This window comes from Arthrobacter glacialis, assembly GCF_002909445.1.
Taxonomy (GTDB): Bacteria; Actinomycetota; Actinomycetes; order Actinomycetales; family Micrococcaceae; genus Specibacter; species Specibacter glacialis.
The window spans coordinates 288,172-308,044 of the sequence record NZ_PPXC01000005.1 but is presented as its reverse complement, the minus strand read 5'-3'; the positions used below and the strand labels follow the sequence as shown (position 1 = coordinate 308,044).

General features: G+C 60.7%; 23 protein-coding genes. 8 read left to right on the top strand and 15 right to left on the bottom strand.

The window, feature by feature from the left end; genetic code table 11:
* Nucleotides 1-2: 2 nt before the first annotated feature.
* From CVS27_RS08830 to CVS27_RS08810, 5 genes are all read right to left on the bottom strand, one after another.
* Entirely contained in the window at nucleotides 3-680 is a 678-nt protein-coding gene (locus tag CVS27_RS08830; RefSeq protein WP_243400103.1) for a polysaccharide deacetylase family protein, read from the bottom strand.
* 283 nt (nucleotides 681-963) lie between these two features.
* A complete protein-coding gene (locus tag CVS27_RS08825) occupies nucleotides 964-1,380 on the bottom strand; it encodes a CoA-binding protein (protein WP_103465350.1) in 417 nt (138 codons plus the stop codon).
* 65 nt (nucleotides 1,381-1,445) lie between these two features.
* A complete protein-coding gene (locus CVS27_RS08820) occupies nucleotides 1,446-1,937 on the bottom strand; it encodes an SUKH-4 family immunity protein (RefSeq protein WP_103465349.1) in 492 nt (163 codons plus the stop codon).
* A gap of 60 nt (nucleotides 1,938-1,997) precedes the next feature.
* Nucleotides 1,998-2,804, bottom strand: a complete 807-nt coding sequence (locus CVS27_RS08815; RefSeq protein ID WP_103465348.1) for a carbon-nitrogen hydrolase family protein — start codon at nucleotides 2,802-2,804, stop codon at nucleotides 1,998-2,000.
* A 158-nt stretch (nucleotides 2,805-2,962) separates the two neighbouring features.
* Complete coding sequence (locus CVS27_RS08810) at nucleotides 2,963-4,252, bottom strand: adenylosuccinate synthase (protein WP_103465347.1); 1,290 nt, start codon at nucleotides 4,250-4,252, stop codon at nucleotides 2,963-2,965.
* A gap of 334 nt (nucleotides 4,253-4,586) precedes the next feature.
* On the opposite strand from CVS27_RS08810, the gene CVS27_RS08805 reads away from it, so the two are divergent.
* Nucleotides 4,587-5,078 (top strand): MarR family winged helix-turn-helix transcriptional regulator, encoded by a 492-nt coding sequence (locus CVS27_RS08805; RefSeq protein ID WP_165788096.1) that lies wholly within the window; start codon nucleotides 4,587-4,589, stop codon nucleotides 5,076-5,078.
* Between the two features lie 36 nt (nucleotides 5,079-5,114).
* On the top strand, nucleotides 5,115-5,915 hold the full coding sequence (locus CVS27_RS08800) for an SDR family oxidoreductase (protein WP_103465345.1): 801 nt from the start codon (nucleotides 5,115-5,117) through the stop codon (nucleotides 5,913-5,915).
* A 127-nt stretch (nucleotides 5,916-6,042) separates the two neighbouring features.
* On the opposite strand, the gene CVS27_RS08795 is transcribed toward CVS27_RS08800, so the two are convergent.
* The 3 genes from CVS27_RS08795 to CVS27_RS08785 form a co-directional block, all read right to left on the bottom strand.
* On the bottom strand, nucleotides 6,043-6,468 hold the full coding sequence (locus CVS27_RS08795) for a DUF3151 domain-containing protein (protein ID WP_103465344.1): 426 nt from the start codon (nucleotides 6,466-6,468) through the stop codon (nucleotides 6,043-6,045).
* Nucleotides 6,469-7,491 carry a class II fructose-bisphosphate aldolase gene (gene fbaA, locus CVS27_RS08790; protein WP_103465343.1) on the bottom strand — a complete coding sequence of 341 codons (1,023 nt, stop codon included), beginning with the start codon at nucleotides 7,489-7,491 and terminating at the stop codon, nucleotides 6,469-6,471. It lies immediately after the preceding gene.
* Between the two features lie 160 nt (nucleotides 7,492-7,651).
* Complete coding sequence (locus CVS27_RS08785; RefSeq protein ID WP_207767488.1) at nucleotides 7,652-8,257, bottom strand: TrmH family RNA methyltransferase; 606 nt, start codon at nucleotides 8,255-8,257, stop codon at nucleotides 7,652-7,654.
* A 201-nt stretch (nucleotides 8,258-8,458) separates the two neighbouring features.
* Between CVS27_RS08785 and CVS27_RS08780 the strand changes: the two genes are divergently transcribed.
* The gene (locus CVS27_RS08780) at nucleotides 8,459-9,253 is read left to right on the top strand and encodes an HAD-IIA family hydrolase (RefSeq protein WP_103465341.1); all 795 of its coding nucleotides are present in this window, start codon (nucleotides 8,459-8,461) and stop codon (nucleotides 9,251-9,253) included.
* Between the two features lie 66 nt (nucleotides 9,254-9,319).
* Here the strand turns inward: CVS27_RS08780 and CVS27_RS08775 are convergent, their stop codons facing one another.
* From CVS27_RS08775 to pyrE, 3 genes are all read right to left on the bottom strand, one after another.
* Entirely contained in the window at nucleotides 9,320-10,240 is a 921-nt protein-coding gene (locus CVS27_RS08775; RefSeq protein ID WP_133162904.1) for a polyadenylate binding domain-containing protein, read from the bottom strand.
* 149 nt (nucleotides 10,241-10,389) lie between these two features.
* Nucleotides 10,390-11,010 (bottom strand): thymidine kinase, encoded by a 621-nt coding sequence (locus CVS27_RS08770; RefSeq protein ID WP_103465405.1) that lies wholly within the window; start codon nucleotides 11,008-11,010, stop codon nucleotides 10,390-10,392.
* A gap of 111 nt (nucleotides 11,011-11,121) precedes the next feature.
* On the bottom strand, nucleotides 11,122-11,688 hold the full coding sequence (gene pyrE / locus CVS27_RS08765) for an orotate phosphoribosyltransferase (RefSeq protein ID WP_103465339.1): 567 nt from the start codon (nucleotides 11,686-11,688) through the stop codon (nucleotides 11,122-11,124).
* 196 nt (nucleotides 11,689-11,884) lie between these two features.
* On the opposite strand from pyrE, the gene CVS27_RS08760 reads away from it, so the two are divergent.
* Both CVS27_RS08760 and nadE read left to right on the top strand, forming a co-directional pair.
* Nucleotides 11,885-12,379 (top strand): cupin domain-containing protein, encoded by a 495-nt coding sequence (locus CVS27_RS08760; RefSeq protein ID WP_207767481.1) that lies wholly within the window; start codon nucleotides 11,885-11,887, stop codon nucleotides 12,377-12,379.
* Between the two features lie 69 nt (nucleotides 12,380-12,448).
* Nucleotides 12,449-13,270, top strand: a complete 822-nt coding sequence (nadE, locus tag CVS27_RS08755) for an NAD(+) synthase (protein WP_103465338.1) — start codon at nucleotides 12,449-12,451, stop codon at nucleotides 13,268-13,270.
* Nucleotides 13,271-13,290: 20 nt separating this feature from the next.
* On the opposite strand, the gene CVS27_RS08750 is transcribed toward nadE, so the two are convergent.
* The 3 genes from CVS27_RS08750 to CVS27_RS08740 all read right to left on the bottom strand — a co-directional run bounded on the left by CVS27_RS08750 (nucleotide 13,291) and on the right by CVS27_RS08740 (nucleotide 16,371).
* Nucleotides 13,291-14,181 (bottom strand): glycine betaine ABC transporter substrate-binding protein, encoded by an 891-nt coding sequence (locus CVS27_RS08750; RefSeq protein ID WP_103465337.1) that lies wholly within the window; start codon nucleotides 14,179-14,181, stop codon nucleotides 13,291-13,293.
* Nucleotides 14,182-14,254: 73 nt separating this feature from the next.
* Nucleotides 14,255-15,109 carry an ABC transporter permease gene (locus tag CVS27_RS08745; RefSeq protein WP_103465336.1) on the bottom strand — a complete coding sequence of 285 codons (855 nt, stop codon included), beginning with the start codon at nucleotides 15,107-15,109 and terminating at the stop codon, nucleotides 14,255-14,257.
* Complete coding sequence (locus CVS27_RS08740; RefSeq protein ID WP_243400107.1) at nucleotides 15,106-16,371, bottom strand: quaternary amine ABC transporter ATP-binding protein; 1,266 nt, start codon at nucleotides 16,369-16,371, stop codon at nucleotides 15,106-15,108. Before CVS27_RS08740 ends, CVS27_RS08745 begins: the two co-directional genes overlap by 4 nt.
* Nucleotides 16,372-16,529: 158 nt before the next feature.
* Here CVS27_RS08740 and CVS27_RS20510 point away from each other — a divergent pair, with 158 nt between their 5' ends.
* The 3 genes from CVS27_RS20510 to CVS27_RS08730 all read left to right on the top strand — a co-directional run bounded on the left by CVS27_RS20510 (nucleotide 16,530) and on the right by CVS27_RS08730 (nucleotide 18,666).
* A complete protein-coding gene (locus CVS27_RS20510) occupies nucleotides 16,530-16,925 on the top strand; it encodes a hypothetical protein (RefSeq protein WP_133162903.1) in 396 nt (131 codons plus the stop codon).
* Between the two features lie 91 nt (nucleotides 16,926-17,016).
* Complete coding sequence (locus tag CVS27_RS08735) at nucleotides 17,017-17,820, top strand: exodeoxyribonuclease III (protein WP_103465335.1); 804 nt, start codon at nucleotides 17,017-17,019, stop codon at nucleotides 17,818-17,820.
* Between the two features lie 3 nt (nucleotides 17,821-17,823).
* Entirely contained in the window at nucleotides 17,824-18,666 is an 843-nt protein-coding gene (locus CVS27_RS08730) for a DUF8083 family protein (protein WP_103465334.1), read from the top strand.
* A 162-nt stretch (nucleotides 18,667-18,828) separates the two neighbouring features.
* Here CVS27_RS08730 and CVS27_RS08725 read toward each other — a convergent pair whose 3' ends face one another.
* Nucleotides 18,829-19,839, bottom strand: a complete 1,011-nt coding sequence (locus tag CVS27_RS08725) for a LacI family DNA-binding transcriptional regulator (RefSeq protein WP_103465333.1) — start codon at nucleotides 19,837-19,839, stop codon at nucleotides 18,829-18,831.
* Nucleotides 19,840-19,873 lie beyond the last annotated feature (34 nt).

The window sequence follows — 19,873 nt, the reverse complement described above, 5'->3', positions numbered from 1 at the left end:
GACTACTTCGTGGCCAGGTAATCTTCCAGCAGCACAACCTTGAGCCCGGCAGCCTTTTGAGCCTTCAAGAATGCGTCAAGGTCCGCCGGGAATTCCGGGCGGAAGTGCATGAGCACAATGTCTCCGGGGCGCAGCCCAGCACCCACCTGATAGTCCATTCCGCCGGAATTTGCCTTGGTTTCCCAATCAACCACGGCTTTCATGCCGCATTCAGCCACAGCCTGGCGGACAGAGTTCGTGTAGGGACCGCCCGGCGGGCGAAAGAACACCGGACGGCGCCCATACTGCTGTTCCGCAAAGTCCGCCATGCCACAAATTTCGGCTTTTTGCTGTTCGTAGCTCAGGTGAATGAAGGCCAGGTTGTGGCTCATGGTGTGATTCTCAATCAGATGCCCGGCCTGAGTGTATTTCTTGTAGAACTGCGGATCCCCGGCAACGAACGTGTTGGCCAGAAAAAGTGAGGCCTTGATGCTGTTTTTCTCCAACAAGGCCAGGTCCGAGTCCCGCTTCACAGCGCCGTCGTCAATGGTCAAGAAAACCACTTTTTGCTCTGTGGGAACCTTTGTCAGCACAGGAACCATGCCGTTTTCAATGGGCGGCAGCACATAGTCCGGGACGAGTCCATCCAAGGTGTCAACGCGCCCGGTTGCCGGATTGATGGTGGGGGCTGTTGTTGGCATGGGCGACGCCGGAGCTGAGGTTGGGCTTGGCGTGGCACTTTTCGCCGAGGTGCTTTGGGCAGTACCCGAAGCGGCAGTAGCTAAAGCGGCCGGATCTGAAGAGGCCGGACCCGCTGGTGTGACACTGGCTTGCCTGGAAGGCATGGTAGTCACCCACCAGACGCCTGTTGCCACGAGGGCAAGCGCCAGTACAAGAATGACAAGCGCAATCAAACGGCCCTGGTGGCGGGAATAGTCAAGGTGGCGAGGCATACAGTTCTTCCTGGGATTCGGGGCTTGCGGCTTAGAGGCCCAGCTTTGCTGACTCGATTTTGGGGCAGGTATCCATGACAACATCTAGCCCGGCAAGCAGGGCGCGCTGCGCTGCTTGCTCATCCACAACTCCCAATTGCAGCCAGACAGCCTTGGCACCAACGGCAATGGCCTCATCAACCACGGCACCAACCCTGCTGGAATTGACGAAGCAATCCACCACGTCAATGGTTCCGGGGACCAGGGAAAGCTTCGTGTAGCCCTTGGCGCCGTGAACGTCGTCGCCCTTCAGGCTCACGGGGATGATCTCCTGGCCAAGATGCTGCTGGAGAAAATGGGAAACACCCAAAGCAGCGCGCAACGGATTGTTGGACAGGCCCACCACCGCCCACCGGCCCGGAGTAGTCAGGAGCCGGCGGATCACGTCTGGGTCGTTAAGCTGAGCCATGCTTTGAGCCTAGTGGCTGCGGGGGCAGATGTGGCTGAAGGTTACGGCGGTTCGCGCACGGGGAACTAAGCGTCGGAGCGGACTTCTTCCACCTCTTCGAAGAAGTCACTGTCGTCGTCTTCTTCGATCTCATCAACATCCACATAGTCATCGCTGGTGAGTTCCTCGGCATACAGGGCCCAGAATTCATTGGGCGCCGCAGCGGGCGGATCCAGCACCTTCAGTTGCTGTTCAAAGGACTTCTTGACGGCTGAAAAGTCCTCGTCATCCTCGGGCCCCACCGTGTCCCTGTCAATGGCGCCCCAGGCAGCCACAATCTTTGGCAGTGTTTCCAGAGACGACGCTATGAGTGATTCGTCGTCCTCGCAGACGTAGCGCACCGATCCGTTGGTACGGTCCACCACCACAAACTGAAAGTCACCATCATTGCAGACAACTGCCCGGCCGGCAGCGTCATCGGCGAACGGTGGCTTGAGCCATTGCCCGTCCAGCGGCACGTCTTCCAACGCCACTGGAAACATGGTTTCCAACACCGCCCAAATCTTGGAGTCGTTCATGATTTCCTCCTGCCCTTAGTCCCGACACTAATCACAGCGATATCTTTCGTCAACGGTGACTTAGCCCGCCGGGACCACCAATGTGCTGCTTTCAAAACGCCGGTTGCGCAAAACGGGCAGGAATTCGCGGACTTCCTCTAGTCGCCGGTGCGTGACATCTGCTGTGGCAATGCCTTCGGGTTCTTCGTTGAGGAAGTCGGCCGGAATGCCCATGGGGTCCAAGATCGCGGAATGGCCGATGCAGTGATCGCTGGAGGTTCCAGCCGCGGCAACCCAGCACGTGTTTTCAATGGCGCGGGCCTTCAGCAGCGTCTCCCAATGATCAACCTTGTGCTCGCCCTTGAACCAGGCCGCCGAAACGCACAACAGCTCCGCCCCGGCCACGGCCAAGGACCTGGCCAGCTCGGGGAATCGGAGGTCATAGCAGGTCATCAGGCCCACCTTGAATCCACCAATGTCCACCACGGTGATGCCGCGGTCACTGGGCTTGATCCTTGACGATTCCTGGTAGGAGAACGCATCGTAAAGGTGCAGCTTGCGGTATGTGCCTAGGATCCCGCCGTCGTCATCCACCGCCACAACGGTGTTGTAGGGGCGCGCTTCCCCACCGGATTCATAGCCGCCGGCAATGACGGCAATGCCGGCGTCGGCGGCCATCATGGATATGCCCTGTACAAAGGTGGTCCAGTGGGCGTCAACGGCCGTGGCAAAGTCCCCGGATACCCGGCCCACGGAGAACATGGCTTCTTCCGGAAACAGGATCAGCTTGCTGCCCTCCTGTGCCGCAGCAACGCAGAGTCGGCGCATGGTGGCGAGGTTCTGTGCAACTTCGCCGCCCGGATTGAACTGCCCAACGCTGACCTTCATGACATCTCCTTCGACCAGCCAACACCATCTGCCATCAAGCCTAGTCGTGTTGGTGCCCGGCAGACCACGGGGAGTGGCAAAGCTGGGCAAAACAAAAGGCGTGTTCGACGCCGGAACTTGGGTTCCGTCCGTCGAACACGCCTTTTTGGCTGTGGCTATTAGTCCTTGATGAGGTCGTAGCGCACGATGGTCTGGTCGCGGGCCGGGCCAACACCAATGGCCGAGAGCCGGGTGCCGGACATGGCTTCAAGCGCCAGCACGTAGTTGCGTGCATTCTCGGGCAGGTCTTCAAGGGTGCGGGCCGTGGTGATGTCCTCGGTCCAGCCTGGGAAGTACTCGAAAATGGGCTTGGCGTGGTGGAACTCGGTCTGCGTCATGGGCATTTCATCGTGGCGGACACCGTCAACGTCGTAAGCGACACAAACGGGGATCTGCTCGATGCCTGTCAGCACGTCAAGCTTGGTGACAAAGTAGTCCGTGAAGCCGTTGACGCGGGAAGCGTGGCGAGCCAAGACGGCGTCGTACCAGCCACAACGACGCGGGCGGCCGGTGTTCACACCAAACTCGCCACCGGTGGTCTGCAAGTACAGGCCCATGTCATCGAAGAGTTCCGTGGGGAACGGGCCGGCACCAACACGCGTGGTGTAAGCCTTGATGATCCCCACGGCGCGGGTGATGCGGGTGGGGCCAATGCCTGAACCAACTGACGCGCCACCGGCGGTCGGGTTGGAGGAGGTCACGAACGGGTAGGTGCCGTGGTCAACGTCCAAGAACGTTGCCTGGCCGCCTTCCATGAGCACTACTTCGCCGCGATCAAGGGCCTCATTGAGCACAAACGTTGCGTCAATAACCATGGGGCGCACGCGCTCGGCGAAGGCCAGGAAGTACTCCACCACCTCGTCAACTTCCACGGCGCGGCGGTTGTAGACCTTCACCAGCAGCTCGTTCTTCTGCTTGAGGGACCCTTCCACCTTTTGGCGCAGGATCGACTCGTCAAAGAGGTCCTGAACCCGGATACCCAGGCGGGCAACCTTGTCCATGTACGCCGGGCCAATGCCGCGGCCCGTGGTGCCAATGGCGCGGCTGCCCAGGAAACGCTCAGTGACTTTGTCCAATACCTGGTGGTACGGGGCCACCAGGTGGGCGTTGGCGGAAATGCGCAGCTTGGACGTGTCCGCGCCGCGGGCCTCAAGGCCCTCGATTTCCTCAAACAACGCCTCGAGATTCACAACACAGCCATTGCCAATAATGGGTGTTGCGTTGGGGCTCAAAATTCCGGCAGGAAGGAGCTTGAGCTCATACTTCTCACCGCCTACGACCACTGTGTGCCCGGCGTTGTTTCCACCATTGGGCTTCACTACATAGTCGACCAAACCACCCAAAAGATCTGTGGCCTTGCCTTTACCTTCGTCACCCCACTGGGCGCCGACGATTACGATTGCTGGCATGGGACCCTCCCCCTTGCTCATAAGTTGAGCCGGGCACTGCAGAGGCCGGTGGTTGTTCCACCGTGCAGTGTCCGGGCACGAAAATGCCCCTTGGAAACCACCGGCCTTCCTCTGCAATTGCTGAAGAAGGCAGTCAGTCAAGGGGGTCTTACCTCCTGAGTTTACCGGAATGCTCTAGCTCACGCACATTGACCGCACTGGGTGGACGACGCCGGAGCCTCCCCGCATTGTTTTCCGCTGCGAGAACGCTATGGCACAGCAGTGCTGTTCTTGCGACACCTTAAGCGATATACTGTCTTCAGGACATTATATCCATGGCCGTTTAAGGAGAAAAGTGCTTTCCAACGACAAGAGCACGCAAGTCACCGCTGACAGTGCCGCGCTCATCGCCTCACTGAGTCGCGTGCTGGCCGAATGGACGGCGCCGGAATTTCTCACGGCAGTGGCCGCACGCGAAGGCGTGGCCCTTGATCCAGGCGCCATCACCATGATCACCATGCTTTCGCACAACGGGCCACTGCGACCTTCCCACCTGGCGACCAGCATGGTGACCGGAGCCTCGAATATCAGCAAAATTGTTGGCCGGCTTTCCAGCGCTGGCCTCGTGGAGCGAGTCGCCGACCCCGCCGATGCCAGGGCGCAACGGGTGCAGTTGAGCGCTGCCGGTCACAAAGTTGCCGCTGCGTTGGTCCGGGCCGGCAATGGTTTGGTTGACCAGCTCCTGGACGGCTGGCCGGAACCGGACCGCGCAGAGTTCACGCGCCTCCTGGCGAAATTCGAGAAATCCACCATCGTGTTGTCCGCACGGCTGGGCAACAAGCCCTAATTTTTATCCAAGCAACAACTCCCAAGGAGTTTTGATATGACAAGCACCACCACTCCCCGCACGTACATTGTCACCGGCGCAGGATCTGGAATCGGCGCCTCAACCGCTGCCCTGCTGCGTGAACGCGGCGAGACAGTTATCGGCGTTGACCTCAAGGGCGCCGAAGTTGAAGCCGACCTCAGCACAGCTGCGGGCCGTAAGTCCGCCGCCGAAAGTGCCATCGACTTGGCCGGGGGCAGCATTGACGCCGTCATCGCCTGTGCCGGTATCGCAGCACCGATCCCCTTGACAGTAAGCGTCAACTACTTCGGCGTCACCGAATTCCTCGAGTATCTGGCCCCCGTCCTGGCCAAAAGCCCGGCGCCGCGTGCCGCCGTCGTCAGCTCTGCTGCGTCCCTGCAGACCAACTCTCCTGAACTCGTCGAGGCTCTGCTGTCAGGAGACGAAGCCAAAGCCTTGGAAATCGGCGCCGCTTTGGCCGCCGAGGGCCCCCGCTCCGGATACTTGAACTACCCCTCCAGCAAGCGCGCCCTGAGCCGCTGGGTGCGCCGCGAATCCATCACCAAGCGGTGGGCCGGGGCTGGTATCCCGCTTAACGCCGTTGCCCCGGGCACAGTCATCTCGCCGATGACCGAGAAGATGCTCGCCACCGAAGAGGGCCGGAAGATGGTTGATGACAGCATGCCCATGCCGTTGAACTACCATTCGGAGGCCATCGTGCTGGCCCGGCTGCTCGCCTGGCTGACAAGCGTAGAAAACACGCACACCACCGGGCAGACCATCTACATCGACGGCGGCGTTGACGCAACACTGCGCGGGGACAACATCTGGGACTAACCACCGTCCCTCACGCGAGCTGCCGCAGTCACCAAACAAAAATGCCACCGATCCCGCAAAATGCCACCGGTATATCGGTGGCATAAAGCGGGATCGGTGGCATTTTTAGATGCCTTGAACCGAAACGCTACAGAGCGGCCTCGATCGCGGCGGTTGCCAGCGGATCGGAGTCGTTCAGGAACGTAGCAATGCGGGCTGCTTCATCGGACTCGCCGATGGCTCCCGCTGCACGACCCAACGCGTACAGCGCACGCAGGAAACCGCGGTTGCCTTCGTGGGCGTACGGCACCGGGCCGGTGCCGCGCCAGCCATTGCGGCGCAGCGAATCCAGGCCGCGGTGGTAACCGGTGCGTGCATACGCGTAGGACTCAATGGTCCGTCCCTCCGCATACGCCTCGTCAGCCAAAATGGCCCACAAAAGCGAGGACGTGGGATTGGCGGCAGCCAAATCCACTGCCTCATCCCCCGCATCCAAACGTGCCTGGACATCTTCTTCGACCGGGAGCAATGTGGGCTCCGGGCCGAGGAGGTTCTTGCGGAAATCGTCAGACATTTACTTGAACGTCTTGCCTGCGGAGCCGAGCTGCGAAGCAGCTTCAACAACGCGTGCTGCCAGGCCCTTTTCGGCCGAGGCTCCCCAGACGCGGGGATCGTAAAGCTTCTTGTTGCCGACTTCGCCATCAACCTTCAGGACGCCTGAGTAGTTGGAGAACATGTGGTCAACCACGGGGCGCGTGTACGCGTACTGGGTGTCCGTGTCGATGTTCATCTTGATGACACCGTAAGCAACAGCGTCAGCAATTTCCTGGTCGGAGGAGCCGGAACCGCCGTGGAAGACCAAGTCGAACGGGCTAGCCTTGCCAACCTTGGCGCCAACAGCTGCCTGGATTTCCTTCAGGATCTCCGGGCGCAGCTTCACGTTGCCGGCCTTGTAAACGCCGTGCACGTTGCCGAAGGTCAAGGCCGTGATGTAACGGCCGTTCTCGCCGGAGCCCAGGGCTTCAACAGTGGCCAGGCCGTCTTCAATGGTGGAGTACAGCTTGTCGTTGATGGCGTTCTCGACGCCGTCTTCCTCGCCGCCAACAGCACCAATCTCAACTTCAAGGATCATCTTGGCTGCGTGGGTGCGGGCCAGCAGTTCGCGGCCAATGCGTAGGTTCTCTTCGAGGGTCTCGGCGGAACCATCCCACATGTGGGAGTTGAAGATGGGGTCGCGGCCGGCGGCTACTTCACGCTCGGAAGCTTCCAGCAGGGGCAGCACAAAGCCATCCAGCTTGTCCTTGGGGCAGTGATCGGTGTGCAGGGCCACGTTGATCGGGTAATTCTTGGCAACTTCGCGTGCGAACGCGGCGAAGGCCAAGGAACCGGCAACCATGTCCTTGACGCTGGCGCCGGACCAGTAGGCTGCTCCACCTGTTGAAACCTGGATGATGCCGTCGGTGCCGGCGTCGGCGAAGCCCTGCAGGGTTGCATTGAGCGTCTGGGATGACGTCACGTTGACCGCCGGGTAGGCGAAGCCGCCAGCCTTGGCGCGGTCGATCATTTCGGCATACTTGTCCGGTGTTGCAATGGGCATTGAGAGCTCCTATGGGCTGAACGGTACTAAGAGGCTGACAACAGGCCAGCCTCCCGCATGGCTTCTCCCATCTTAGCGATTGCGCTCACGGTGTCGAAGAAGATGAAGTTACCGCCCAGCTTGTGGACATTTTTTGCCGTACGACGCCGGCCCGGCCCACCTAGGAGACGGGCTGGTTAAACACGTGTCGGCGCACCCAAGCGTGCATGGCGATGCCAGCCGCGGACGCTGCGTTGATGGAGCGGGTGGAACCAAATTGCTCAATGGACAGCGTGGTTTGGGCCGCCGCGTGAACTTCCTCGCTCAGCCCTGGGCCTTCCTGGCCAAACACCAAAACACAGTTCCGGGGAAGCTCGTAAGTCTCCAGCTTTTCCGAGTCCGGGAAAATATCGATGCCGATGATGGCCAGGCCCTCACCCTGCGCCCAGGCCACAAAGTCCGCAACTGTGGGGTGGTGGCGGACGTGCTGGTACCTGTCGGTGACCATGGCGCCACGCTTGTTCCACCGGCGCTTGCCAATGATGTGCACTTCCTTGGCCAGGAACGCATTGGCCGTGCGCACCACTGTGCCGATGTTCATGTCATGCTGCCAGTTTTCAATGGCCACATGGAAGTCATGGCGCCGGGTGTCCAGCTCGGCAACAATGGCTTCCATGGTCCAGTACCTGTACTGATCCAGCACGTTGCGGCGGTCTCCCCCGGCCAACAGTTCCGGATCCCAATGGTCCCCCTGCGGCAGCTCTCCTTCCCACGGCCCAACACCCACTTCGTGGTGCGGTTCAACATATTCAGGCGCCTCGGTGGACGCTGAGTTCTCGGGCGCGGGGGAAGTGGTGTCGCTGGAATTACTCACCGGTTAACTTTAGCCGCTGCGCCGCCGGCGCATTCCCCAGCCGCTGTTTCCACGGTATACGGGCGAATCTGCAAGACTGGTGCTAGAGAGATCCATCCCCCATCAGGAGGAACTATGAGCAAGGCGCAGAATCGCCAGCCCGCAGACATCGAGTGCTGGCTCACGGACATGGACGGCGTGCTGGTCCATGAAAATAAGGCAGTCCCCGGTGCAGCCGAGCTGATCCAGCGTTGGGTGGACACGTCCAAGCGCTTTTTGGTGCTGACCAACAACTCCATTTTCACCCCTCGGGATCTGGCCGCCCGGTTGAAAGCCTCGGGGCTTGAAGTTCCGGAAGAGAATCTGTGGACGTCGGCCCTGGCTACAGCCCAGTTCTTGAAGTCGCAGATGCCGCACGGGCGCGCCTTCGTCATTGGCGAGGCCGGATTGACCACGGCACTGCACGAGGCCGGCTTCATTCTCACCGACCAGAACCCGGACTATGTGGTGTTGGGTGAGACCCGCAGCTACTCGTTCGAGGCCATCACCCAGGCCATCCGCCTCATTGGCAATGGTGCGCGCTTCATCTGCACCAACCCGGACGCCACCGGCCCGTCCCGCGAGGGTCCGCTGCCCGCCACCGGCGCCGTTGCTGCTTTGATCACTAAGGCAACAGGCCGGGAACCGTACATTGTGGGCAAGCCCAACCCCATGATGTTCCGCTCCGCGATGAATAGGATTGAGGCCCACTCGGAAACCACAGCCATGATCGGTGACCGCATGGATACGGACATCATCGCGGGGATGGAGGCCGGGCTGCACACGGTGCTGGTTTTGACCGGGATCACCCAGCCCGAGCACATTGACGCGTACCCGTTCCGTCCGGACCAGGTCATGAACTCCGTGGCGGATCTCATCTCGGAGATTTAGCCCCTCCCCCACCTTGACGTGGCCGCCCATCCTCACATGGTTGCTGGGCGGCCGCGCACAGACTGATTAGGCTGCTGGCCTCAATGAAGCAATGATGGCCGTCAAGGCCTGCTTGTTGTTGTTCCATTCAGAAGCCAGGGCCTCTACTGTAAGCCTGTGCGAAACACCTGAATTGTCGTAGGCAACAAAGTATTCGCCTTCAATGGCTCCCTTGTAGCTCAGGCACGTATACCCGTAGCTGTAGCCGTACATGCCATCTCGCTCGACGGTGGCAGGTTCCTGGGTGTATGCAAAGTCCCCCACGCAGCCAAAGCCGGAGGTGCCGCGCATGTAGATGAGCTCATCCTGCGAGGCGTCCAGCTGGGCCGCAAAGCCCTGGTCAATTGCCTTGTGAATTTTCTCCTGAGTGACGGCGCCCTCCGGACGGGCTCCTGCCTCATAGACAAAAAGGGCTGATGCATCCTTTTCGGTGTTGATGGCACTGAAACGCTCTGCGGGCTTGCTGCCGTCCTCATTGATTACGGTGACGTTTTGACTGTTTTGAATCCAGCCCTCTGGATACTGGAAGTAGGCGGAAGTGGTGGTGGCCTCCACCACGTTTGCTGATTTACCTCCACTAAACATGCCAGCGATCAACACCACCACAACAATCGTGACGGCCATAACCGCCACCCCACCACCAACAAGAATCCAAGGCAGCACAGACTTCTTCTTGGGCAATGGCGGCATGCCACTAGGGGCTCCGTAGTATGGCTGCGCATAAGGGTTTGCCCCTTGCGGGAACTGGCCCGGCTGCTGCGACTGACCAGGATGGGGTTGGCCCTGCGGGTAGCTTTGACGATTGTCGGGTTGCGGATAGCCACTTTGCGCCGGTTGCCCAAGCTGCGCGTTGTTCTCAGAATTCTCGACGGGCTGGCCCGGCCACGGCGGCTGCATTGACATGGGGGTGATCTCCTTCAGTCGCACGGCCTCGACAGGCCGCGCCATGTCCCGAGCCTATGCGTCAGCGCAAGTCGACGCGATGGGGACAAGTGCCCACGCGGTCTAAGTGAGCAGCTGACTCAAAAGTGCACAAGAAATCCTGGTGGGCGTACAGCAATGTGCACGTCCACCAGGATTTTTTGGCCAACTGAGGATCAGAGCCTGCCGCCGGACGCTTCCAAATAGCACTTTCCGCAGAGTGACTCGTACCAAACGTCGGCACCATCGATGGCTACCTGCTCGCCGTCGAACACCACGTCCTGCCCCACGCGGCGGGTGTTGAAGATGGCCTTGCGGCCGCAGCGGCAGATGGTCTTGAGCTCTTCCAGAGCATGCGCAATTTCAAAAAGGCGTGCCGCTCCCGGGAAAGCACGAGTTTTGAAATCCGTGCGAATGCCATAGGCAATAACCGGCACGCCGTCCTCCACTGCAATCCTGAACAGGTCATCGACCTGCTGTGGGGTGAGGAATTGGGCCTCGTCAATGAGCAGGCACGCCACGGGTGCCACATCCACATGCTGCACGAGCGCCTCGGGGTCATCGCCAGCAGCATGGGCGGCAAATTGGGCGCGGGCGTCGTCTCCGGGCTGGAGCAGGAAGTCCACATCACGTGACATGCCGAGCCGGGACACAATCTCCCCCGCACCCTTGGTGTCAACACCAGGCTTGGCAAGCAGGACCCGTTGTCCCCGCTCCTCATAATTGAACGCCACCTGCAACAAGCCCGTGGACTTGCCCGAGTTCATGGCGCCGTAACGGAAGTAAAGCTTGGCCAACGTGGATCCTTTCAAACTTCATGTTCGATGCCGGTTCGGGTTGCCGGACGGGCTGGGTTCGGTGCCGGACCGCCACCTGCGCTGTTGCCTCACCGAAGCGTGTGGGAAGGCTTAGTCCAGGCCGAGCTCGTCCTTGCCGAAGATGAACAGGTACGGAACCCCGGCTTCGGCTTCAATGCGTTCCTTGGCGCCTGTGTCGCGGTCAACGATCACGGCGACGGCGACGATGTTGCCGCCTGCCTTGCGTACGCCTTCAACGGCTGTCAGGGCGGAGCCGCCCGTGGTGGAGGTGTCCTCGAGGACTACCACGTTGCGCCCGTCAACGCTGGGGCCTTCAACCTGGCGGCCCATGCCGTAGGACTTCTGGGCTTTGCGGACCACGAAGGCGTCAATGGCGCGGCCAGCGTCGCCAGCTGCGTGCATGAGGGCTGTGCCGACGGGGTCGGCGCCCATGGTCAGGCCGCCGGCATTTTCAAACTCGATGCCGGCGTCATCCAGCATCGCCAGCATGACGCGGCCAGCCAAACGGGAAGCCTCGTGGTGGAGGGTGATGCGGCGCAGGTCAATGTAGTAGTCGGCTTCCTTGCCCGACGACAAGATCACTTTGCCGTGAACAACGGCCAGTTCCTTGACGAGTTCGAGCAGGCGGGCACGATCGGCAGCGAGAGTCTGTGTCATGGCAACTATTCTACCGGGGGCTGTTTGGGCAAGCTGTACACGCTGGCACCGAACGCACGCTTGGGCGCAACTGGCAGCCGCCCGAAACGTCAGCCAAAATGCGTTCGCGGGCCTCAGCATTGGACCTAGGCGGATGGTGCAATTTGCCCTGTTTCGGCTATTCCGGAGCCGGATTTGTGGGCGTAAAGTCTGAGTCATGACTACACCAGCTCCCGGCCCTCACGTGCTTCGCGCCGGAGAGGGCGACGTCACCGGCGAACCCGGGTTGCTTGATCGGTACCTCCTGGAAAGTGCCGCGTCGGGCGGGCTTGTCACGATGGTCGAACACGTGCTGGCGCCGCGGGTCCTCGCCGCACCGCTGCATCGGCACAGCCGAGAGGATGAGTACACCTTTGTACTCGACGGCACGCTTGGAGTGATCGAAGACGGGGTGGAGATCACCGCGACCGTCGGCGACCTTGTGTCGAAACCGCGAGGACGCTGGCACACGTTCTGGAACGCCGGCGACGACACCCTCCGCGTGCTCGAGATCATCTCACCGGGCGGACTTGAGAAGCTTTTCCGGCGGCTCGGCGAGCCCGGTGGTGAATACGACCCTGAGACGCTCACCCCGATTGCCGCTGCGTACGGATGCGAGTTGGATTTCGAGGGGACCATGCCGCTCGTGGAGAAGCACGGGTTGGTGTTCTGAGCGGCGTCGGCGTCACTGTAATTGCGCGCACGCAACACCGCCGAAATACGCGCACGCTACGCTAGTCACATGCGCGAACTACAGGCACAGATCATTGGCGAACTTGGCGTCCAGGCGGTCATCGACCCCCAGTCGGAAATCACACGGCGGGTGACGTTCCTGAAGGATTACCTCAAGGCCACGGGCACCAAGGGTTTTGTGTTGGGCATCAGTGGCGGGCTGGATTCCACCTTGGCCGGCCGTTTGGCGCAATTGGCCGTTGAGGAGCTGGCGGCGGAGGGCATCGACGCCAATTTCATTGCCGTGCGGCTGCCGTACGGTGTTCAGCATGATGAAGCTGACGCGCAAAGAGCACTGGAATTCATCAACCCCAAGACGGCGCAGACGTTTAATATTGCCCCGGCTGTGGACGGCTTTGAGGCTGAGTTCGCCAAGACCGCCACAGAGGATGTCTCTGACTTCAATAAGGGCAACATCAAGGCCCGTTCCCGAATGATCGCCCAGTACGCCTTGGCAGGCCACGACAACCTGCTGGTCATTGGCACAGATCATGCTGCTGAATCCGTCACCGGATTTTTCACCAAATTCGGCGACGGCGGGGCGGACATCCTGCCGCTGTTCACCCTGAACAAGCGCCAGAACCGGGCCCTGCTACACGAGTTGGGCGCCCCGGAACAGTTGTACAACAAGGTCCCCACGGCCGATCTGCTGGACGGCCGCCCGGGCCGTACCGACGAAGACGAGCTGGGGATCACTTATGACGAAATCGACGACTACCTCGAGGGAAAAGACATCCCCGAGGCAGCCGCCGAGTCGATCGAGCGCCGTTTCCGCCAGTCCCGCCACAAGCGCACTACGCCTGTGACACTTCTTGACTCCTGGTGGAAATAGCTCGTAGCGCCAGCTGGCCGCTATGCGGTCAGTGAGTCAACGTAGTCTTGGTTCTCGCTGATCCACTTCTGAATGATCGGCGTGTAATCCTTGGTGTCGGTGCCGTTGAACATGGCGTTCTCCAATGAATACAGCGTCTCCGAGTCCATCTTGAAGTTCTTCAACCAACCGTCAAGAACCGGGTAGTCCGTGTCGAAGTCCAGACGGGAGTAACCGTAGATACCTTCAGCCTCCCCCAGTGCGCCCTTGGGGTCCTTCAAATCCTTCACAGGGAAGGCGTCGTAGGCCCAGTGCGGACGCCACAGGGTGACTACAATGTTTTCACCCTTGCTGGTGGCCGTTTTCAGTTCGGAGAGCATGGCCGGAGTGGATGAGGTGATGTACTCCATTTTGTCCAGGCCGTAGCCGGGGATGACTTCCTCGGTGGTGACCTTGGTCAGGCCGGCTGCGGGCTCAATGCCAATGATCTTGTTGCCAAATTTGTCTGCGTTGGCCGCAAGTTCGTCGAGGGAGCTGATGGGTGCGTCTTCGTTGACGGCAATGGTCAGCGATGCTTCGTCATTCCACTGCCCTAGTTCGGTGATCTTCTCGCCGTATTCCTCCAGCAGGTCGGCGTGGGTGACAGGCAGCCAGGTGTCCAGCGTCAGATCGTAGTCGCCGGTGGAGAGGCCAGAGAACACGGGTGCGACGTCGGCGCTTTGCAAGGTGACGTCGTAGCCCTTCTGATCCAAAATCACTTTCCACAGCTCCGAGGCCGCGATGCCTTCATCCCAGCCGTTGAAGACGGCAATGGAGACATCCTTCTTGTCACCGTTCTCCACGGTGGCCGCCTCAGCGCCCGATCCACACGCACTCAGACCTAAGGCCAGTGTTGCCGCGATGGCGGCAAACCCCATAAATTTCTTGTTCATTGTTCATTCCTTTCATTGGCAGCGCTAAACACATTGCTGCCGCGATTGGTTTGTAAAACTCTTGTGGCCGCAGTTAGGCGGCTTTGGTGCTGGAGCGGGTCTTGCTCTTGCCGAAACTGGCTGTGACCCGGTCAAGGAAGATGGCCAGAATCACGACGGCGATGCCGGCTTCGAAGCCCAGTCCCGCATCGATGCGACTCAGGCTGGCAACAACGTCTCCACCCAAGCCGCCGGCACCGACCATGCCGGCAATGACCACCATGGACAGTGAGAGCATGATGACCTGGTTGACGCCAGCCATGATGGTGGGCCGGGCCAAGGGAAGCTGGATTTGGCGCAGGATGCGTCCTGGGCTGGAACCGAAAGCATGCCCTGCTTCAACCACTTCCTTGTCCACGCCACGGATGCCCAGCTCAGTGAGGCGGACACCTGGTGCCATGGAGAAGATGATGGTGGCGACGATGCCCGGCACCACGCCAACCCGGAACATGACCAGTGCCGGGATCAGGTAAACCATGGCGGGCATGGTTTGCATGAAGTCCATAATGGGCCGCACAATCGCCGACACCCGCAGGGAGCTGGCCGCCCAAATGCCCAACGGAACACTGATGGCCACTGCCACCACGGTTGCGATGATGACCAGGGCCAAAGAATCCATAGCATTTGACCATTGGTCCACGCCAACAATCACAGCAAAGCCCACAATGGTGCCCACGCCGAGCTTCCAACCACTGGCCCACCAGGCTATGGCGGCAAAAACAACAATGACTGCCCAGTAGGGCGGTGCGGCAAGCAGCCACTCAAGCCCGTCATAGGCGCCAACCAAAATACTGCGAATTAGGGCGAAGAAGCCCTCCAGCGATGTTGTCAGCCAGTCCAGGCCAACCTCAACCCAGTCGCCCAGGGGAATCCGAAAATCGGGGGTCATTTTGCCACTCCTTCATACTGAGCCAAAGCGGCCGTCACCATTTGTTCCGGGATGGGCGCAACAGCCACCTCAACCACAGGGAATTCGCCCGTTGTTGAGGGCACATTGCCCAACGCCGCCAGCAGCGTTACCCGGGGCAGGGCACCCACCAGGCGGCCGTCGTCGTCCACCACAGGCAGCGGAATGGGACTCTCAACGGCGCGGCCAAACAAATCGTTCAGGGCGGTCTCGGGGCTGACGGGTTCAATGCCGTTGCGCACCACGGCGGCCAAGTCGGTGGCACGCTTTTCCACCTGTGCCATGACATCGCGGTCGCGGACAATCCCCTGATATTTGCGGCGCCGGTCCACCACAAAGGCCGCCGAAACCTGCAGGTCGCGCATGGTTCGCAAGGCGTTGCGGGGGCCGCCGGAAATCGTGACAACAGCCAGCGGCGGTTCCATGACGACACCGGCAGTCAGGACACGGGTCCTGTCCACGTCCTGCACAAATTGGGCCACATAGTCGTTGGCCGGATTGGTCAGGATCTCATCCGGGGTGCCAATCTGGACGATCTCGCCGTCGCGCATGACGGCGATCCGATCGCCCAGGAACATGGCCTCGTTGAGGTCGTGGGTAATGAAAACAATGGTCTTGCCAAGCTCAGCCTGCAATACCACCAGCTGTTCCTGCATTTCGCGCCGGATCAGCGGGTCAAGGGCGGAAAATGCCTCATCCATGAGCAGAATGTCAGTCTCGGCGCACAGGGCGCGGGCCAAACCCACACGCTGCTGCATGCCGCCGGAGAGCTCAGAGGGGTACTTTTCGCCCCATCCACCAAGCCCCACCATGGACAAAACCTTCTCGGCCCGGGCTGTGCGCTCTGCCTTGGCAACGCCCTGAATTTCCAACGCGTAGGCGGCGTTTTCCAGCACTGTGCGGTGCGGGAGCAGGGCAAAATGCTGGAAGACCATGGAGATCTTCTCTTGGCGGACCTTGCGCAGTTCCTTGTCACTGATGGCGGAAATGTCTGTTCCACCAACCACCACGGAACCTTGGGTGGGTGCCCACAGCCCGTTCAGAGTGCGGATCAAGGTGGATTTTCCAGAGCCGGAAAGGCCCATGACCACGAAGATCTCGCCCTTTTTGACGTCAAAACTGGCGTCGATGACGGCGGCTGTGCCCAGCGCCGTGAGTTCGGCACGCTTCTTGCCCGACTTCAGGCGTTTGATGACTTCGGCTGGCCGCTTACCGAACACCTTGTAGACGTTGCGCACGCTCAGGGCGTTTTCTGCCTCGGTGCCGTCCTGTGTTGTTGATTCTTGATGACTTGCGTTGTGTGTTGCTTCGGACACGTAGTACCCATCTACGCAGCGCTCCGCCCCGAACGGCTCAGCTTTCGCTCGTCTTCGGTGGTTTCAGCGCCGCAATTGGTGTTCTCGTGCTGCAGGCGTTGTTACGCGTCAAACTCTTCGCTTCCACGCATGCTCCGGCCGGAGCAGCAAGGAAAGACGGTTCCGCATTCAATGTGCGGAGAACGGGAAGCTATCCCTACCGCCAGTTCGAGCGCCTGAGTCTGGCTGCATCATTTTTCGCAAGTATTTTGCGAAAGTGTGAGCAGTTGCCCGCAGGCTTGTCGGTGTACTGGTTCGTCTTCAACGCTAACAAAGACACTTTCACTATCAGCGCAATAATCGCCGCTTTAGGGCACCGGACGACCCTCCATTGCTACCGTCCGCGCGCCCTGCCGGGACGAGGCAAGCGTTATGGCTTTGTGACCTTAGGCAATCAAACTGGATTGTCAGGGTATAACAAGGGTGTCTTCGCCCACTTTTGAGCACCTTTTCCACCACTTGCCGCGCACCGTGACGCGTGGCAAATGGGCCGGTACGGGCCATTTGGGCGGGTTAACTTGATAGCTTTGGTACGTGAAGATTGCTACCTGGAATGTGAACTCGTTGCGTGCCCGTGCCGACCGTGTGGAGGAGTGGCTGCGCCGCACCGATGCCGATGTGCTGGCCATCCAAGAAACCAAGTGCAAGGACGAGAACTTCCCTTGGGAGCTCTTTGAAAACAACGGCTACGAGGTGGCCCACTTTGGCTTCAGCCAGTGGAACGGCGTGGCCATCGCCTCCCGCGTGGGTTTGGCGGATGTAGAACGCACCTTTGTGAACCAGCCCGCGTTCGGCAAGGGCGGCAAGGATCCCGTCCAGGAGGCGCGGGCCATCGCCGCAACCTGCAACGGCGTTCGCATCTGGAGCCTGTACGTGCCCAATGGGCGCGCTCTGGATGACGAGCACATGCCGTACAAACTTCAGTGGCTCGATGAGCTCAAGAACCAGGCCACGGGCTGGCTCGCCGAGGACCCCAACGCCCAGATTGCGCTCATGGGTGATTGGAACATTGCACCGCAGGACGACGACGTCTGGGACATCGACTTCTTCATCGAGCAGGGCCTGACCCACGTCAGCGCACCCGAGCGGGCAGCGTTCTCAGCGTTTGAAGCGGCAGGTTTTGCCGACGTCGTCCGTCCCTCAAATCCGGGTCCGGGCGTCTACACCTACTGGGACTACACACAGCTGCGCTTCCCCAAGCGCGAGGGCATGCGCATTGACTTTGTGCTGGCCTCCCCTGCACTGGCGGCCCGTGTCACGGCGGCTGAAATTGACCGCGAAGAACGCAAGGGCAAGGGCGCCTCGGACCACGCCCCGGTCATTGTGGAGCTGGACTAAACCATGGCGGCGGGCTTGTACTTGGGCGGGGTGCAGCTCCCCTTTGTCTCCAGCCTGCGCGTTTATTTGCCGCGCGAGGCGTACACCAGCGCCGAGTTCGCCTACCTGCAGGACCATTTGGATGCCGAACAAAACGCTGTCAGCGTTGATGCCGCCGAATTGGCCGATTCCTTGGGCCGGGTCAGCCGGTCCGGTCCCAATCCGCTTCCGACGACGGCCGGGGAGCGGGTGCGCGTCCTGACCTTGGGTGAGGGCGAGCCGTTGCTTTACGCACCCAATCAGGTGGTTGCAAGATCTATTGCGGGCGCCGCAGAGTTGCTCAGTGGCACCATGTCCCAACTGGCTACACTGCTGCTCTCCCAAGATGAGTGGGCGGAAAGGCTCGGTGCTGCCACGGCCGCTCCGCTGCTGGAATTGCCGTTGCAAACCCGCACCTCCACCTGGGGAGTACCTTTTAGTTGGTTCGTGCTGGTCTACGCCAATGACCGCATGGAAGTGGTGGAATCCAACGGGCGGATCCTGACTGTTCGAGCCCAGGTGCCGCTCACGGTAGCCACCGCCCGGGCGCAACGGACTCTGCGGATGCTGGCCGCCATGGCGCCGGATCTGGAGCTTTTCGGCGAGCTCGACGAGCTTAACACCTGGCTGTCCGGTTTCAATGAGGCGGGCATGGTGGAATTGGACTACGGACCTCTGGCCAACCGTCTTCACCCCGACGATTCCCCCGCGGATGTGCACATGGGCCTGCAATGCCTGGCCGACGGCGATTTCACGGCCGCCGCTGCTGCGTACCGCAGACTAAGCAACCGTTGGATGCCCATCAGGCAGCTGGCCCGAGCCAACTAGTCCCCAGCCCCTCCCTAACTTCGCTTCGCTCAGCCAGGGGCCCTCGGGGTTGTGGGCCCACCCAACCCCTCCCTGGCTTCGCTCAGCCAGGGGCCCTCGGCGTTGTGGGCCCCTCCACGTCCTGCCTGGCTGCTGGCGCTGCGCATAAGCCACGGCAGAATCTCAGGCTGGAGGCGCGGTGGAGTCGCGTTGGATCAACTTAAACGGCATGTTTTCCTCATGAATGGCACCGGGCTTTCCGTCCAGCTCAGCCAGCAGCATTTGTGCGGCCAGCAACCCGTGCTGCACGGGTTGCTGTGCCATGGTGGAAAGCCCCGCAGGGGCGGAGAAATCGTGGTCGTCAATGCCAATCACGGAGAGGTCTTCCGGAATGCGGATTCCACGTCGCTTGGCCTCAAACATCAGTCCCAGCGCCATCTCATCGGAGCCGCAAAAAATGGCTGTGGGTCGTTCCCCGGGCAGCTCAAACAATCGCGCGGCCGCAGCGGCACCCTCACCGACGGTGAAGTCCCCGGCAACATTCCATTCGGGGCGGAATTGCAGCCCAGCCCGGCGCAAGGTTGCTTCGAAAGCCTCCGAGCGCAGGGTGGGGACCACGAAATTCTTCTCGTCGTTGATCCCCCCACTTAGGTGCGCTATCTTCCTGTGTCCCAAGTCAATCAAGTGTTGGGTGGCTGCGGAGGCTGCCGCCGCGTCATCTATGTGAACGCCGTGGCAGCCCTCCACCGGACCCCCCACCGAAATCATTGGCACGTGGGTGAGTTTGAGCTCGCCAAGTTCTGCTGATGAAAGCCCCAGGCACAGCACCACCAGGGCGTCGATCTGCTTGCGCACCATCTGCTCTGTGAAGCGGCGCTGCTGGCCGTGCCGGTAGCCGCCCAGGCTGAAAAGCAGCAGGTTGTAGCCATGTTCACGCAGTTCCTGGTCAATTCCCTCCAGTGCATGCGCAAAGTACCACCGGTCGATGAACGGGACCAGCACTCCCACAGTTCTTGTCCGCCCCGTGGCCAATCTCGTGGCCGACGGCGACGGCACGTAACCCATTTCCTGAGCCACGGCCAGGACCCGCGCGCGGGTCGCAGGGTTGACCTTCGGCAGGCCCCTCAGTGCTCGGGAGACTGTGGCGGTGGAGACTTTCGCGCGTGCTGCAACGTCGTCAATGCTGACTCTCATGCCTGGCTCCCTTCACTCATCCCCAGCCGGTGCC

Excerpts from the sequence above, each read along its gene's own strand:
- CVS27_RS08830 (WP_243400103.1), bottom strand. The coding sequence starts at position 680 with ATGCCAACAACAGCCCCCACCATCAATCCGGCAACCGGGCGCGTTGAC.
- CVS27_RS08825 (WP_103465350.1), bottom strand. The coding sequence starts at position 1,380 with ATGGCTCAGCTTAACGACCCAGACGTGATCCGCCGGCTCCTGACTACT.
- CVS27_RS08820 (WP_103465349.1), bottom strand. The coding sequence starts at position 1,937 with ATGAACGACTCCAAGATTTGGGCGGTGTTGGAAACCATGTTTCCAGTG.
- CVS27_RS08815 (WP_103465348.1), bottom strand. The coding sequence starts at position 2,804 with ATGAAGGTCAGCGTTGGGCAGTTCAATCCGGGCGGCGAAGTTGCACAG.
- CVS27_RS08810 (WP_103465347.1), bottom strand. The coding sequence starts at position 4,252 with ATGCCAGCAATCGTAATCGTCGGCGCCCAGTGGGGTGACGAAGGTAAA.
- CVS27_RS08800 (WP_103465345.1), top strand. The coding sequence starts at position 5,115 with ATGACAAGCACCACCACTCCCCGCACGTACATTGTCACCGGCGCAGGA.
- CVS27_RS08795 (WP_103465344.1), bottom strand. The coding sequence starts at position 6,468 with ATGTCTGACGATTTCCGCAAGAACCTCCTCGGCCCGGAGCCCACATTG.
- fbaA (WP_103465343.1), bottom strand. The coding sequence starts at position 7,491 with ATGCCCATTGCAACACCGGACAAGTATGCCGAAATGATCGACCGCGCC.
- CVS27_RS08780 (WP_103465341.1), top strand. The coding sequence starts at position 8,459 with ATGAGCAAGGCGCAGAATCGCCAGCCCGCAGACATCGAGTGCTGGCTC.
- CVS27_RS08775 (WP_133162904.1), bottom strand. The coding sequence starts at position 10,240 with ATGGCGCGGCCTGTCGAGGCCGTGCGACTGAAGGAGATCACCCCCATG.
- pyrE (WP_103465339.1), bottom strand. The coding sequence starts at position 11,688 with ATGACACAGACTCTCGCTGCCGATCGTGCCCGCCTGCTCGAACTCGTC.
- CVS27_RS08760 (WP_207767481.1), top strand. The coding sequence starts at position 11,885 with ATGACTACACCAGCTCCCGGCCCTCACGTGCTTCGCGCCGGAGAGGGC.
- nadE (WP_103465338.1), top strand. The coding sequence starts at position 12,449 with ATGCGCGAACTACAGGCACAGATCATTGGCGAACTTGGCGTCCAGGCG.
- CVS27_RS08750 (WP_103465337.1), bottom strand. The coding sequence starts at position 14,181 with ATGAACAAGAAATTTATGGGGTTTGCCGCCATCGCGGCAACACTGGCC.
- CVS27_RS08745 (WP_103465336.1), bottom strand. The coding sequence starts at position 15,109 with ATGACCCCCGATTTTCGGATTCCCCTGGGCGACTGGGTTGAGGTTGGC.
- CVS27_RS08730 (WP_103465334.1), top strand. The coding sequence starts at position 17,824 with ATGGCGGCGGGCTTGTACTTGGGCGGGGTGCAGCTCCCCTTTGTCTCC.
- CVS27_RS08725 (WP_103465333.1), bottom strand. The coding sequence starts at position 19,839 with ATGAGAGTCAGCATTGACGACGTTGCAGCACGCGCGAAAGTCTCCACC.